We start from the raw sequence: 15,012 nt of genomic DNA, 5'->3' as shown, positions 1-15,012 counted from the left end.
GAAAAGAAGAACGAAGGCGCTCACCAGAGTATATGGGAGGAATGAAAGTGGAGACGGAACGTTCCGGGCTGCATCACGTGATTGAAAATATAGAACGCGTTGTTGTCGGCAAACGCGAAGAAATAGAGTTGAGTCTGACCGCCCTTCTTGCGAAAGGACACGTCCTGCTTGAAGATGTTCCGGGAGTGGGCAAAACGATGATGGTGCGGGCGATTGCCCGGTCCATCGGTGCCGATTTTAAAAGAATCCAGTTCACACCGGATTTATTGCCTTCGGATGTCAGCGGCGTCTCGATATATAACCAGAAAACCCAGTCCTTTGAATTCCGGGAGGGGCCGGTGATGTCCCATGTGGTTCTTGCTGATGAAATCAACCGGACCTCCCCGAAAACGCAGTCGGCGCTGTTGGAGGCACTGGAAGAAGGGAGCGTGACGATTGACGGGAGGACCCGTGACCTGCAGAATCCGTTCTTTGTCATGGCGACCCAGAATCCGATTGAATACGGCGGTACCTATCCGCTCCCTGAAGCACAGCTGGACCGGTTTCTGTTCAAGCTGAAAATGGGCTATCCGACATACGAGCAGGAGCTGGACGTGCTGAAAAGGGTGGAACAGAATCATCCGATTGAAGAACTGAACGAGGTGCTCAGTCTGGAAGATATTCTGGACATGCAGCGTCGTGTGACCTCGGTATATGTGGATGATGCTGTGAAACAGTACATCATTTCCATTGTCAATGAAACGAGGACGCACCGCGATGTGCAGCTCGGAGTAAGTCCGCGCGGGTCGATTGCACTCATGAAAGCATCTCAGGCTTTTGCCTTTCTGCATGGACGTGAATACGTTATTCCGGATGATATTAAGCATCTTGCGCCTGTCGCGCTCAGCCACCGTATTATTCTGCGCTCGGACCTTCAGATGGTGGAAAAAGACGGGGAAGATGTGATTCGTGACATTGTTTCGACCCTCCGTGTACCGCTCTCCAATAAGGAAGCGGTGCAGTAAATGAAGACGGGCCGGATCATCGTAAAAATGGGAAAAGCGTTGCTGCTGGCGGCAGTGGTTGCCGTCCTTTATGCGTATGCGATGTTTCAGGGCGGTTTTGTAAGCTGGTATCTTTTTTACAGTGTCCTGTCTGTCATGCTGCTGAATGTGCTGGGCAGCGCATATCCGCTCCGGAAGCTGAAAGTGACCCGCGACTGCAGCCGCGTCATGCTGTCGCACCGTGAAACGATGAAGGTGACCCTGCATATCGAAAAAAAAGTTCCCTTTCCGTTTCTCTTTCTCAGTGTGGAAGATGACGTGCCCACCGGCATCGAAGGCCTTGGACAGGCACCCGGTACCATTTTTTTTCTGGCGCCGTCCTCGAAGCTCTCCCATTCCTATGAGATCAGGGGCGGCCGCCGCGGAGAATACTGGTTTTCAACGGTAACCCTGCGCACCGGAGATTTGTTCGGCTTCTTCCAGAAAGAGTATGAGGTGGAATTGCCGCATCCTGTGACCGTACTTCCGCGCCTCCGTCCCCTGAAGCGGTGGAGCGGTCTTCGCAATGAGAACCAGGAAACCACGCCTGCCGCGGTCCGGATGATGGATCAGAGTTTTTCCGTTGCTGGTGTACGGGATTATATTCCCGGCGACAAAATGACAAGCGTAGACTGGAAAGTCAGTGCACGCGCCGGCAAACTGGTGACAAAAGAATTTGAATCCCAGGAAGGCAGAGGCCATACCGTCATTATGGATAATACCGGCAAAGAGAATGACGCTGTGTTTGAAGAACGGATTGAATTTGCCGCCTCTTTTATGGATTACTGCTATAAAAAGGGGATACCTGCCGGGTTAGGCCTTGCCACAGGGGAGGAGATTCTGTTGGAGGAAGGGTCGAAACGTGCCCATTTCCAGAAAATCTATCAGGAACTTGCAAAAATGGAAGGAAGTAGTATGTTTTTCGATAGCACACCGTTTTTCCGGCAGTCCTTTCCGGGACGTTCCTTTCTTTTTATCACCTCGACCATGTCGCTGCAGCGGACGGAAGAACTGCAGCAGGTAGTGCACAGCCGGAATGAACTAATCATTGCTGTCTGTCCGGGTTCCTCGGTAAATGAAGAGGAACGGAGGCGTCTGGAAGCGCTCCGCACGTCCGGAGCCGGTGTGGTGTATGTACAGACGGATGATAATATGTTTGATTTAACTTCCTGAGAAGGAGGACCCGCTATGCAGCGGACGAAACAGACCCCGCGGATATTTTTAATGTATGTGCTTGGCTATCTTTTATTGATGGAATGGCTGATTCCGCTGCCGGACGTGACAAATACCGGATACGTACCCGTTTTTATGGCTGCAGCGGCATTCTTCTTTCTTGTCATGTTTTTACAATTTCCGTGGTGGGCCGGTATTCTATTGATGACAGCCGGAATGCTGTTCAGCATTCACATGATTTTTCTCGACTATACGTTGTTCGCCGCGCATTGGTGGGAAGCTCTGTTTCATGAAGTGAGTACGAATGTCGGCTATATGCTGGACGGACAGTGGTACGGTCTGAGCGATATGTTCCGGAGCCTGCTGTTTCTGCTGCTTCTGGCGATTATGAGCTATCTTCTATATTTCTGGATCGTGCATGCGCGGCGGGTTCTGTTTTTCTTTCTGTTTACCGTTATATACATCGGGGTGATGGATACGTTCTTCATCTATGACGGTAATATGGCGGCCGTCCGGGTGTTTATTCTCGGCTTTGTCCTGCTGGCACTACTTCAGTGGGACCGCCTTGTTTATTATTTTCCCGGAGCGGTGCAGCGGAGACAGGTGTGGTTCCGCTGGACGATGCTGGCGCTGTTTTTTCTGGCCGTATCATCAGCAGTCGGAATAGCCGCTCCGAAGGCACAGCCGCAGTGGCCGGACCCGGTACCGTTCATGGAGCAGGCAGCAGGCATTGAAGCCCCGGCGGGAAATGGCGGCAACACCGTCCAGAAGATCGGTTATGGGGAAAACGATGAACGCCTCGGCGGGGGTTTTGAAATGGATGAAACGCCTGTCTTCACCGCTTCCGGCGGAGAGGTTGGCTATTGGCGCGGAGAATCCAAAAACGTCTACACCGGGCTTGGCTGGGAGTCTGATACCCCGCACGAAACGGAAGCGGACAGCAATTTCTATGAAGAATCGGTCCCGGTTGAAGAACAGCAGGTCACCGTTCAGGTGGCTGAAGAGCACGCCGGTTCCTTTGACTTTGCGTTTTATCCGGGAAGCCTGAGAGAGATCGAGGTTCCGGATGAAAATGTGTCCCTGCAGGTGGACCGCTATTCCGGAAGAGCGTCAACATTTTCTGGAGGGGAACCGCACACGGCCGACAGGTATACTTTGACGTATGGTTATCCGGAATTCCCGATCGAACAGATGCAGCAGACTCCGATGGAGGACCCGGAACATATAAGAGAGCATTTCCTCGGGCTCCCGGATGATCTGCCTTCCTCTATTGCCGAGCTGACCGAAGAGATTACCGCGGAAGAGGACAACCGCTATGATAAAGTGCGTGCGGTGGAGCGTTATCTGAACAGCCCGGAATTCACGTATGATACCTCCAATATCGCCGTCCCGGAAGAAGGCGGCGATTATGTGGAACAGTTTCTGTTTGATACAAAACGCGGATACTGCGACAATTTTTCGACGTCGATGGCAGTGATGCTCCGTACGCTTGATATTCCGACCCGCTGGGTGAAAGGATTTACGAAAGGCAGTGAATCCAATGTCGGCGGGGAAAATACGGTATATGAAGTGACGAGCGCCAATGCCCATTCCTGGGTAGAAGTTTATTTTCCGGGAACAGGCTGGGTGCCGTTTGAACCAACGAGAGGGTTTGCCTCGGAATTTGATTACACGTACGAAGAACCTGAATCCGGTGAAAACAGTGAAACCTCCGAAGGGGAAGAAGAACAGCAGCAGGATGAGGAAGAAAGTACCGATGAAGAAGAGGAGCAGGAAAACGAGGAAGACAACGAGGCGTCAGCATCAGCATCCGGGTTTCCGCTCTGGCCGTTTGCCGCCGGCGGTGTCGTGGTTCTTGCCGGACTGCTGTATGCGTACCGTTTTACGGTGATCAAGAAAGGCATGCTGCTGCGTTTCCGTCACGCCGGAGATGCGGCGGCCTTTACGAGAGCTTTTCACTCGCTGCTCCGACTGCTCCGCCATGCCGGCTGGGAACGAAATACCGGTGAAACCCTGCGTGAATACGGCCGGCGCATGGATGGGCTTTTTGGTACCTATGATATGTCCCGGCTTGTACAGGAATATGAACAGATTCATTACGGAGGCCGGACAGAGAAAGAAAGCTGGAACGAGGTCGTTTCCGTCTGGGCGGACATGGTCCAGCGGATCAAAGCTTGACCGTCTTACAGGCGCCTGCTACAATGATAGGCATGTTTTAGAATAGAAGTCCTGCTTCGTATATCTTCGGTGAAGGAAGAGTTTCTACCCGGTTGAATGAACTGGACTACGAAGGCAGAAAAGACGGGTGTATCCAATACCCGGAATCTGTCTTCCTTTTGGAGATAAGATTCCGGGTTTTTATTTATAGAAGAAAGGTGAATGAGAGCATGGCAAATGAAAATGAAAGGATTGTCGTTCTTGATTTCGGCGGCCAGTACAATCAGTTGATAACCCGCCGTATCAGGGATCTTGGTGTGTACAGCGAACTGCACCCGGGGTCTGTGACAGCTGAACAGCTCAAGGATATGGAGCCGGACGGCATTATTTTTTCCGGCGGTCCCGGAAGTGCGTATGCCGAAGGTGCTCCCGGCGCTGATCCAGCCATTTATGATCTCGGTGTTCCCATTCTCGGGATCTGCTACGGGATGCAGCTGTTGACCCAGCATTACGGCGGCCGGGTGGAAGCGTCCAACCATCGTGAGTACGGCAAGGCAACGCTCCAGGTGCAGAACAGTTCCGCCCTGTACAGCAATCTCCCGGCAGAGCAGACGGTATGGATGAGCCATGGAGATTTGATTACCGCACCTCCGGAAGGCTTTCAGACCGACGCCGGGAATGCTTCATGCCCGGTGGCGGGAATGAGTGATGAAGCGCGCGGCATCTTTGGCGTCCAGTTCCATCCGGAAGTCCGCCATACCGAGCACGGCGATGATATACTGAAAAATTTTGCTTTTACCATCTGCGGATGTACCGGAGCATGGACAATGAGCAATTTTGTAGAGGAACAGACAGCCTATATCCGGGAACAGGTCGGGGAGAAAAACGTCCTCTGCGCACTGAGCGGCGGGGTTGACTCTTCCGTTGTCGCGGCGTTGATCCACCGCGCTATCGGCGACCAGCTCACCTGTATGTTCATTGATCACGGGCTGCTCCGCAAAGGCGAGGCAGAGAGCGTGATGGATACATTTGCCGGCGACTTCAATATGAACATGGTGAAAATCGATGCCCAGGACCGTTTCCTGACGAAGCTGGACGGTGTTTCCGATCCGGAAGAAAAAAGGAAAATCATCGGCAACGAGTTCATTTACCTGTTTGAAGAGGAAGCAGAAAAACTGGAAAACATGGATTTTCTCGCACAGGGCACGCTTTATACCGATGTGATTGAAAGCGGCACGGACACGGCCCAGACGATCAAGTCACACCATAACGTCGGCGGACTGCCGGAGGATATGAACATGGACTTGATTGAACCGCTCAATACGTTGTTCAAGGATGAAGTCCGCCAGCTCGGTACAGAACTCGGAGTTCCGGATGAGATTGTCTGGCGCCAGCCATTCCCGGGACCGGGGCTCGGCATCCGTGTGCTCGGAGAAATTACGGAGGAGAAGCTTGCGATTGTGCGCGAATCGGATGCTATTCTCCGGGAAGAAATCAAAAACGCCGGGCTCGACCGTGAGATCTGGCAGTATTTCACCGCACTTCCGGATATGCGCAGTGTCGGTGTAATGGGGGATGCGCGAACGTACGATTATACTGTCGGCATCCGCGCCGTAACTTCTGTTGATGGCATGACCTCGGACTGGGCAAGAATTCCATACGAGGTGCTTGAAGGGATCTCGACGAGAATCGTGAATGAAGTTCAGCACGTCAACAGGGTTGTGTATGATATTACGTCCAAGCCGCCTTCCACGATTGAGTGGGAGTAGGCCCGGACTGATCAAAAAAAGAAAAACGTTTCGTATAACAGCGGTAATAGGGTCCGCTGGTTTCTACAGGCTGCCGTAAATAGCTTGACTACGAATTCGGGATCGAAAGAAGCCGGTTTCTTTCGTTCGTCGTTTGTGGTTGAAGCTTCAGGTGCAGCAGTATGCGCCTGGAGCTTTTTCTTATTACATCAGGATATACTGGACATCCTAATTGAAAATGGGGGAATAGCTTGTGGAACGTTATTTTGAATTTGAAAAATGGGGGACGGGATACAGACAGGAAGGCATGGCAGGTCTGACTACGTTTCTGGCCATGGCCTATATCCTGTTTGTGAACCCCAGCATCCTCGCCGAAGCCGGTATGGATGAAGGAGCTGTCTTTACAGCCACCGCGGTATCGGCCGCGATCGGCACCCTGATTATGGGGCTGCTTGCCAGGTATCCGATCGCTCTTGCGCCCGGGATGGGACTGAACGCCTTTTTTACGTATACGGTCGTCTTAACGATGGGGATTCCATGGCAGCTGGCGCTGTTCAGCGTTTTTGTTTCCGGACTTATCTTTATCTGCATCACGCTGCTCGGTATCCGCGAAAAAGTAATCAATGCGATACCGGCACAGCTGAAATACGCGGCAGCCTCCGGTATCGGTCTGTTTATCGCTTTTATCGGATTTCAGAATGCCGGTATTGTCGTTGCGGATGAATCCACGCTTGTTACGCTCGGCGACATGACGGAGCCAACGACCATTCTGGCCTGCTTCGGCCTGGTTGTTACGGCTGTGCTGATGGTACTCGGTTTCCGGGGAGGCGTTTTTTACGGAATGGTGCTCACGGCGCTGGCCGGCATTGTATTCGGACTGATCAGTCTGCCGGATGCTGTCGTCGGCTCTGTGCCGAGTCTTGCGCCGACTTTTGGCTCGGCTCTCAGTTTTCTTGGGGAAATGGAATGGAGCGGACAGGTCGTCGGGCAGATGCTGATTGTCATTTTGACGTTTCTGTTTGTTGACTTTTTTGACACGGCCGGGACGCTCTATGCGGTCGCAAACCAGGCCGGTTTTGTGAAAAACAATAAACTGCCGCGCGCAGGAAAGGCCCTTCTGGCCGACTCCTCAGCCACCTCCATCGGCGCGGTGCTCGGCACATCGACGACGACTGCCTATATCGAGTCTTCCTCCGGGGTAGCCGCCGGCGGGCGCACCGGTTTTACTTCCGTTGTTACGGGGGTGCTGTTTCTGCTTGCTCTCTTCCTGTCGCCGCTGCTTGTGGTCGTAACCAACGAGGTGACAGCACCGGCGCTTATCATTGTCGGCGTACTCATGGCGTCCTCCCTGCGGCTGATTGAATGGGATAAGCTGGAGATGGCGCTTCCGGCCTTTTTAACCATCATTGCCATGCCGATGACCTACAGCATTGCAACCGGAATCGCGCTCGGGTTCATCTTTTATCCAATCACCATGGTACTGAAAGGAAAGGCCCGCGATATCCACCCGATCATGTATGTCTTGTTTGTTGTGTTTATTGTGTACTTTGCCTTTCTAGGAGCATAAGAGAAGATGGAAGAGGATGCGGCGCGGTCCGGACATCTGTTCCGTTACATCCTGAAATTTCAGGGAATACGAAAGCTGTTCGGACATTGGGTTCGTTATTCGTGGTTTTTCCTTCCGAATCAAACGAAAAATAAGCCAATAGCGTACTGTATGGCCGTGACTTTCTTCCCTGCCGCTGAATGAGGGGATATAACGGAACTCATGTCCGCGCTGCGTTAAAAAGAGGATCCCGAATGATGGGATCCTCTTTTATATATCCGGTCCGGTTCACGTAAGCGGGCGGTTTCGTCTGGCGAAGTCGACAAATTTGAATTTATCGGGGCGGTGGCGGGATTCTGTGTATTGAAAGAGCGTGGCATCTTCGAGATAGACTTCATTTTTCACGACGACAATGGAAGAAAAGTGCTCGAGATCCAGAAGTTCACGGTCTTCCGGTTCCGGCTCTTCTACGGTAATCTCTTTTTTGGCAAAGCTGATGACCATTCCAAGCTCATTCCTGTCCACCGATCGCCTCGAGTATCCGATCGACGGATTTTCTTTTGACATCAGCCATCTTGGCACCTCTATGCAGGGTGTTTTCATTAAGCGGGTAAAAAAAGAAGCGGCAAAAAATAAAACGATAGGATGCCCAGACTTTGGTCAATAAAAAATTACGACTGTTTTCCGGGTTCGTATGAAAACCCTTCGCCGGCTACTTCTTTGACGTCATGAACGGAAACAAACGCATAAGGGTCAACTTCGGAAATGATCGTTTTCAGATGAATAAGCTGGTTCCGGTTGACGACACAGTACAGCACATTCCGTTCGTGTTTTGTGAAACTTCCCCTTCCGCTGAGAACGGTGGCTCCGCGGCGCATCCGGCGGGCAATGGCATCAGAAATCGCATCGGTGTGGTTCGAGATGATCATCGCCGATTTTGCCGCGTTGGCCCCTTCGATGATGAAGTCGATGACCCGGGTCGCGATGAAAACAGCAACAAGCGTATACATCGCTTCAGGCAGTGATAGATGAACGAGGGAAAAGGTGATCACAAAAGCATCGAAGAAAAACATAGCCGAGCCGATACCGGTGCCGAGATACTTTTCAGCCAGTCTCGCTATAATATCCGCGCCGCCGGTTGTACCCCCGGCACGGAAAATGATGCCAAGACCGGTTCCGGCAAACACTCCGGCGAACAGGGAAACGAGAATCATATCATTTTTCAGAAAAACGTCGGCGTGCCAGATATTTTCAAAAAAAGAAAGCGCGAGCGACATCATTAACGTACCATACAGGCTGTAGATGAAGACTTTCCGACCGAGCAGTTTGCCGCCGATAATAAAAAGCGGGACATTTAAGACGATGTTGGAAATGGACGGCGGAATGGAAAGAAGGTAATAAATAATCAGACTGAGTCCCGTGAAACCGCCGTGGGCGAGACCATTCTGCAGGTTGAAATGAATGATTCCGAACGCAAAAATGAAGGCGCCCAGAAAAATCAGCAGAAAATTCGTGAGCCGGAGGCCGCGCAGCCAGTGTGTCATGAAGATCGTGCTCCTTTGTCCGAAGGTTTCGTCTTAGTATAGCCACTTCCGGGAAAGGCAAATCATTGGATTGATCCTGCCTGCAAATGGGAAAATATAAAAAGATAATCGAAAAAAGGAGGACGTAAGGATGAGCGGATTTGAAGCATTGATGGTGGATCAGAATCAGGACGGCAGCGTTTCCCGGGAAGTCCGGACGCTGTCTATCGACGATCTACCCGACGGAGAGGTTCTTGTTAAGGTTCATTATTCCAGCGTCAATTTTAAAGACGGCATGGCAGCGATGGCCGACGGCAATATTGTGAAAGATTACCCAATGGTGCCGGGAATTGATCTATCCGGTGTGGTGGAAGAATCAAAGGATGAACGGTTCACCAAAGGAGATCCGGTGATTGTCACCAGTTACGAGCTCGGGGTGTCTCATTTCGGCGGGTTTGCCGAATATGCCCGGGTTCCGGTGGACTGGGTCGTACCGCTTCCGGAAAATCTGAGCCTCGAAGAAGCGATGATTTACGGTACGGCCGGATTTACGGCGGGGCTGTCCATCATGCGGCTGCAGGAAGAAGGAGTAAAACCGGAAGATGGAACAATTCTTGTAACAGGTGCAACAGGCGGTGTCGGCAGTATGGCAGTGGCAATGCTCTCCAAACTCGGATACCGTGTGGCCGCGAGCACCGGCAAGGCGTCGGAGCATGACTTTCTGAAGCGTCTCGGGGCTTCCGAGATTCTGCCGCGGGAAGAAGTGCAGCCTGATACTATCCGCCCGATCGACAAGCAGCGCTGGGCCGGCGCGGTGGATCCGGTCGGCGGGGAGACACTTGCCTATGTACTGAGTACGCTCGCCTATGACGGCGCGGTCGCTGTCAGCGGACTGACAGCCGGGACCAAGGTGCCGGCAACGGTCTTTCCGTTCATTCTGCGCGGGGTGACGCTTGCCGGCATTGATTCCGTCAACTGTCCGATGCCGCGCCGCCTTGATGTCTGGGACCGGATTGCCTCGGACATGAAAGTGGACGATAGTTTGAAACAGATCGCCGATTACGTCTCCCTGCAGGAGCTGCCGGACACGCTGGATCAGATTCTCGCCGGACAGGTGCGGGGACGCAAAGTCGTAACACTCGCCTGACAGGTATAAAGCCGCTTCCGACTGATCAGACAGGGGGCGGTTTTTCTTCTGCTTTTTTAAAAAAAGGTTGGAAACATAAGCGGAAACATCATCATATCATGGGTATGACACCAGCCTTCCCCGCGGAGGGCAGGCAGGGTTGAACCCCGGCGTGCTTTCTACTACACTATGTGGAACGGTAAAAATTAAACGGGGTATGGGGGAACAGAATGACTATCTTCACAAAAGAACGGCTGCTGGAAACCAAGCCGGAGTGCCGGGATCATGCCTTCCTCGATCCGGAAGTGCTCGCACAGCGGCTGTCGGATCTGGCGGACATCGGAAAGACAGAGAACGGCGGCGTGACAAGGTTTGTGTACACCGAGGAAGAAGCCCGTGCGAAAGAACTCTTTCAATCGTGGATGGAAGACGCCGGTCTTTTGGTACGGAAAGATGAAGCCGGAAATCTGTATGGGAGACTGGAAGGAACCAATCCGGACCTGCCGGCGGTTCTGACAGGGTCTCATCTGGATTCAGTCCCCGACGGCGGCGCTTTTGACGGGGCGCTTGGCTGCGTGAGTTCCCTGATGGCAGTAGAAGCCGTGATGGCCCGGCAGGGAAGACTGACCCATCCCATCGAAGTCGTCGTCTTTATCGATGAAGAGGGCTCCCGTTTTGGCGGGGGCCTGCTCGGCAGCCGTATTGCCATGGGGGAAGTGACGAAAGAAGATTTGTTTCAGATGCGGGATGACTATGATACGACAGCGGCAGAAGCCATGAAGCGCCGAGGATACACCCCCAACAAACTGCAGCGGTGTTTCCTGCCGCCCGAATCGATCGAAGCTTTTCTGGAAGTGCATGTCGAGCAGGGCAAACAGCTTGAAAAAGCCGGCAGCAGTGTCGGTATTGTCAACGGAATAGCCGGCCCGTCCTGGCTGGAAATCACCTTGAAAGGCGAAACCGACCATGCCGGCAACACGCCGATGGATATGCGGCGGGACGCCGCGGCAGCTGCCGCGGAATTGATGACGGCGATAGAAGCTGTTCCGCCGCAGATCAGCAGTACTGCGGTCGCCACTGTCGGCAAACTGACCCTGACCCCGAATGGATCAAACGTTATTGCCGGCCAGGCGGACCTGATTGTGGATGTTCGGGATATTGAAGAAGATACCCGCGATGAGATGCTCCGCCGTATTGAACAGCTGACCCTTGATATTGCTGAAAAAAGAAACATTGAGGCCGAAACACTGCTTCAGATCCGGATTCCGCCGGTGCCGGTGCCGGATTGGCTCCAGAAGCGGATGGAAATGGCAGCAGAGTCGCTCGGTCTTTTGCATCAGTATCTGCCAAGCGGCGCCGGGCATGATGCGATGATTCTCGGAACGTATGTCCCTTCCGGTATGATTTTTGTACCGAGTGTTCAGGGAAGAAGCCACAGTCCGGAAGAATTCACGGAATTGAAGGACTGCCTGGACGGGGTGGCACTGCTGCGCGAAACGCTTCAGGCGGTCGGTGGATAATAAAACGGCTCCGGCAGAGGATGTCTCCTTTGCCGGAGCCGTTTTTAACCAGATGGACCGAAGCCAGGGGTTACGTTATGTAGCGGAGGAATAGGAATGATGGAGCCACTCCGGGAACTCCTGATGGAGTTCGGCGGCATCCTGATAGCCGGCCTCATACATGGTTTCCAGTCTGGCAGGATCTTTTTCGGTGCGGTGGACGTGCAGAGAGGCATCCGGACGGAGCACTTTCACCATTCCCCGGCTCTCCAGATCCTCAAGCTCTTCCATCGTCTGGTTGTAGACGGCAGGGCGGTTGATCAGAGACTGGACGAACCCGGGATAATTTTTATAAAAGCGGCGGGCAAGACGCCCCAGTTTGAATGGTTCTTTCCGGTACCCTTTCGGCCTGGTAAGAACGACGACATTGTATTCATATCCGTCAGCGGCCGCCTGCTTGATGGGAATGGGATCCGCGACACCACCGTCGAGCAGCTGAAGCCCTCTGTAATGAACGACCGGCGCCAGCATCGGCAGGCTGCTGGAAGCGCGGACAGCCCTCAGAACGTCTTCGTCACGCTGATGGTAAATGTAGTGCGGTCCCCCGGTTTTGATATCGGTTGTCCCAATCACAAATGTCTGGCTGCTGTTGTTGATCTGTTCGACATCAAGCGGTACCAGGCTTTTCGGCACTTCATCGTATAAAAAATTCATCCCGAACAGACTTTTTTCCCTCCACAGGTTGCGGAGGCTGAGAAACCTTGGGTCACCCGCCATCCCGATGTTGACTTTTCTGTTGCGTCCTTTCTGCCTGGCAAGATAGGAGCAGGCGACGGAAGCGCCGGAGGATACGCCGGAGACATAAGGGAAGTGAACGTCATGATCCAGAAAATATTCCAGGACTCCGGCGGTATAGACCCCGCGCATGCCTCCACCTTCAAGCACCAGTCCAGTAGTATTCATGAGACAAGACTCCTTTATTACCCTAACCCTTTATTTAAATCCTAGCAAAGCAGGAAAAAACACACAAGTACGATGCCTTTGCTGTTTTTTTTTATTTCTATGCCGGGTGTGGATGTCCTAGAATAAATAGAAACAAAGGCAGCAGAAAGGAGAAAAGATATGTCGAAGAAAAAGCGGTTTGAAGTTCAGGAGGGAGAAACGATTGAAGAGTGCCTCTCGCGGATGAAAGCAGAAGGTTTTGTGCCGGTGAGCCGGAGGGAGGAACCGGTCTTTCAGGAAGTGAAGAAAAACGGAAAAACGGAAAAAATACCAGTGAAACAGCAGATTGTTTTTGAAGCGCGTCCGCAATAACCGAACATTTCGTTTCCACCATGTTTTAACGTTCGATTTTTGTTTGACAGATTTCATGACATCCTGTTAAGCTGTAGATGAAATAATACGATAAACAACACGCTCTCATATATCATCGGGAATACGGCCTGATACGTTTCTACCCGGCGACCGTAAATGGCCGGACTATGAGAGGAAGTACGGCAGGTGCAGGCCCCGGCCGCCGGACAGCTTTCTCTTTTGATAAGAAACTGCCCGGCGCCGGGGTATTTTACTGTTCAAGGAAGGAGTAGATCCGGACATGGAAGGACAGGCACAGGTAGGTGTCATCATGGGGAGTACATCGGACTGGGAGACGATGAAACATGCGGTCGATGTGCTCGAGGAGCTGGATATACCATATGAGAAAAAAGTCGTTTCCGCACACCGCACGCCGGATTTGATGTTTGAGTACGCGGCGTCGGCGAGGGAAAGAGGACTGAAAACGATCATTGCCGGAGCCGGAGGAGCCGCTCATCTTCCCGGTATGGCAGCGTCGAAGACAACCCTCCCGGTAATCGGGGTGCCGGTTCAGTCCAAAGCACTGAACGGCATGGATTCGCTGCTGTCGATAGCACAGATGCCGGGCGGTGTTCCGGTGGCCACGACGGCTATCGGGAGATCCGGTGCAGTCAACGCCGGACTGCTTGCCGCCCAGTTTCTCGGAGCATTTGATGAAAAAGTGGCAGAACGCCTTCAGGAACGGCGGGAAGCGATGCGCCAGAAAGTGATGGAAACGGGGGATTTGTCATGACAAGGCTGATACAGCCCGGACAGACAATCGGTATTCTCGGCGGCGGGCAGCTCGGCCGGATGATGGCACTGTCTGCCAGAGCAATGGGGTACCGGATCGCGGTGCTTGAACCAAAAACCGATGCACCGACCGCACAGGTTGCCGACATTTCTGTAGAAGGCGCCTACGATGACCGGGAGGCGGCCCGGGAACTTGCCGGGCACTGTGATGTGCTCACCTATGAATTTGAAAATATCGATGTCGATACTGCTTCCTTTCTGGAAGAAACGATGTATCTGCCGCAGGGCGGCCGTCTGCTGTATACGACGAAACACCGGGTCCGCGAGAAACAGGCTGTTCAGAACGCCGGTGTCAACGTTTCGCCTTACGAGGCCGTTTCCTCCGCGCAGGAGTTGGAAACGGCCCTGCAGAAAATCGGATTCCCGGCCGTGCTGAAAACGTGCCAGGGCGGTTATGACGGCAAGGGACAGGTTGTCATCCGGGAGGAAGCAGAAGCAGACGGCGCCTTTGAGGAACTGGCCGCTCAGACGACGGATCTTGTGTTGGAAGCCTGGGTTCCGTTTGAAAAGGAAATATCGGTCATCGTGACGCGCAGCACAAACGGCGAGACGAGCACGTTCCCGGCGGGAGAAAACATCCACCGGAACAATATTCTGCATCAGACCATTGTTCCGGCGGATATTGCCGCTGAAACGGAAAAGAAAGCCGTGGATATGGCGTACCGCCTCGCTGAATCGTTTGATCTGGTCGGAACACTTGCGGTGGAAATGTTCGTGCTTGATGAAGATACCGTCTATGTCAACGAAGTCGCACCGCGGCCGCATAATTCCGGCCATTATACAATTGAAGCCTGTGAAACGTCCCAGTTTGAGCAGCACGTACGCGCTGTCTGCGGTCTGCCGCTCGGCTCTACAGAACTTTTGAAACCGGTCGTGATGACCAACATTCTTGGTAATCATGTGCCGTTTGTCCAGGACAATCAGACAGCTTTCCAGGCAGCAGGCCACGTTCATTTTTACGGCAAGGCAGATGCCAAGCCGGGAAGGAAAATGGGGCACTGGACGGTTCTTGAAAGCAGCCGGGAGAAAGCGCTGGAGAACACAAACAATCTCTGGCAGTCAGCAGAATAATA

12 protein-coding genes, 1 pseudogene and 2 riboswitches are annotated in these 15,012 nt (G+C 52.9%); of the genes and pseudogenes, 10 read left to right on the top strand and 3 right to left on the bottom strand.

The window, feature by feature from the left end; all coding sequences use genetic code 11:
- Positions 1-41: 41 nt before the first annotated feature.
- The 5 genes from ACW9JV_RS15325 (at position 42) to ACW9JV_RS15305 (ending at position 7,667) form a co-directional block, all read left to right on the top strand.
- Entirely contained in the window at positions 42-1,004 is a 963-nt protein-coding gene (locus ACW9JV_RS15325; RefSeq protein ID WP_457335955.1) for an AAA family ATPase, read from the top strand.
- Positions 1,005-2,195 (top strand): DUF58 domain-containing protein, encoded by a 1,191-nt coding sequence (locus ACW9JV_RS15320; protein ID WP_457335954.1) that lies wholly within the window; start codon positions 1,005-1,007, stop codon positions 2,193-2,195. It begins immediately after the preceding gene.
- A 15-nt stretch (positions 2,196-2,210) separates the two neighbouring features.
- Positions 2,211-4,373, top strand: a complete 2,163-nt coding sequence (locus ACW9JV_RS15315) for a transglutaminase TgpA family protein (RefSeq protein ID WP_457335952.1) — start codon at positions 2,211-2,213, stop codon at positions 4,371-4,373.
- Positions 4,374-4,582: 209 nt separating this feature from the next.
- A complete protein-coding gene (gene guaA / locus ACW9JV_RS15310) occupies positions 4,583-6,121 on the top strand; it encodes a glutamine-hydrolyzing GMP synthase (protein ID WP_457335950.1) in 1,539 nt (512 codons plus the stop codon).
- A gap of 10 nt (positions 6,122-6,131) precedes the next feature.
- Positions 6,132-6,232, top strand: a riboswitch (purine riboswitch).
- Between the two features lie 121 nt (positions 6,233-6,353).
- Positions 6,354-7,667, top strand: coding sequence for an NCS2 family permease (locus tag ACW9JV_RS15305; RefSeq protein WP_457335948.1), 1,314 nt, complete (start codon positions 6,354-6,356; stop codon positions 7,665-7,667).
- A gap of 267 nt (positions 7,668-7,934) precedes the next feature.
- On the opposite strand, the pseudogene ACW9JV_RS15300 reads toward ACW9JV_RS15305, so the two are convergent.
- Together ACW9JV_RS15300 and ACW9JV_RS15295 are read right to left on the bottom strand one after the other, a co-directional pair.
- Positions 7,935-8,159: pseudogene (locus ACW9JV_RS15300) on the bottom strand (UTRA domain-containing protein); the annotation flags it as partial.
- Between the two features lie 158 nt (positions 8,160-8,317).
- Positions 8,318-9,190, bottom strand: coding sequence for a YitT family protein (locus ACW9JV_RS15295; protein ID WP_457335946.1), 873 nt, complete (start codon positions 9,188-9,190; stop codon positions 8,318-8,320).
- A gap of 130 nt (positions 9,191-9,320) precedes the next feature.
- Here ACW9JV_RS15295 and ACW9JV_RS15290 point away from each other — a divergent pair, with 130 nt between their 5' ends.
- Together ACW9JV_RS15290 and ACW9JV_RS15285 are read left to right on the top strand one after the other, a co-directional pair.
- Complete coding sequence (locus ACW9JV_RS15290; protein WP_457335944.1) at positions 9,321-10,316, top strand: acrylyl-CoA reductase family protein; 996 nt, start codon at positions 9,321-9,323, stop codon at positions 10,314-10,316.
- 209 nt (positions 10,317-10,525) lie between these two features.
- Complete coding sequence (locus tag ACW9JV_RS15285; RefSeq protein WP_457335943.1) at positions 10,526-11,815, top strand: allantoate amidohydrolase; 1,290 nt, start codon at positions 10,526-10,528, stop codon at positions 11,813-11,815.
- A gap of 75 nt (positions 11,816-11,890) precedes the next feature.
- Here the strand turns inward: ACW9JV_RS15285 and ACW9JV_RS15280 are convergent, their stop codons facing one another.
- On the bottom strand, positions 11,891-12,757 hold the full coding sequence (locus ACW9JV_RS15280; protein ID WP_457335941.1) for a patatin-like phospholipase family protein: 867 nt from the start codon (positions 12,755-12,757) through the stop codon (positions 11,891-11,893).
- 159 nt (positions 12,758-12,916) lie between these two features.
- On the opposite strand from ACW9JV_RS15280, the gene ACW9JV_RS15275 reads away from it, so the two are divergent.
- The 3 genes from ACW9JV_RS15275 (at position 12,917) to purK (ending at position 15,010) form a co-directional block, all read left to right on the top strand.
- Positions 12,917-13,108 (top strand): NETI motif-containing protein, encoded by a 192-nt coding sequence (locus ACW9JV_RS15275; RefSeq protein WP_457335939.1) that lies wholly within the window; start codon positions 12,917-12,919, stop codon positions 13,106-13,108.
- A gap of 85 nt (positions 13,109-13,193) precedes the next feature.
- A riboswitch (purine riboswitch) is annotated at positions 13,194-13,296 on the top strand.
- 92 nt (positions 13,297-13,388) lie between these two features.
- Positions 13,389-13,880, top strand: a complete 492-nt coding sequence (purE, locus tag ACW9JV_RS15270) for a 5-(carboxyamino)imidazole ribonucleotide mutase (RefSeq protein ID WP_457335937.1) — start codon at positions 13,389-13,391, stop codon at positions 13,878-13,880.
- The gene (gene purK, locus ACW9JV_RS15265) at positions 13,877-15,010 is read left to right on the top strand and encodes a 5-(carboxyamino)imidazole ribonucleotide synthase (RefSeq protein WP_457335935.1); all 1,134 of its coding nucleotides are present in this window, start codon (positions 13,877-13,879) and stop codon (positions 15,008-15,010) included. Before purE ends, purK begins: the two co-directional genes overlap by 4 nt.
- Positions 15,011-15,012 lie beyond the last annotated feature (2 nt).

Source organism: Salibacterium sp. K-3, from assembly GCF_054052005.1.
This window is presented reverse-complemented; position numbering and strand designations above follow the sequence as displayed.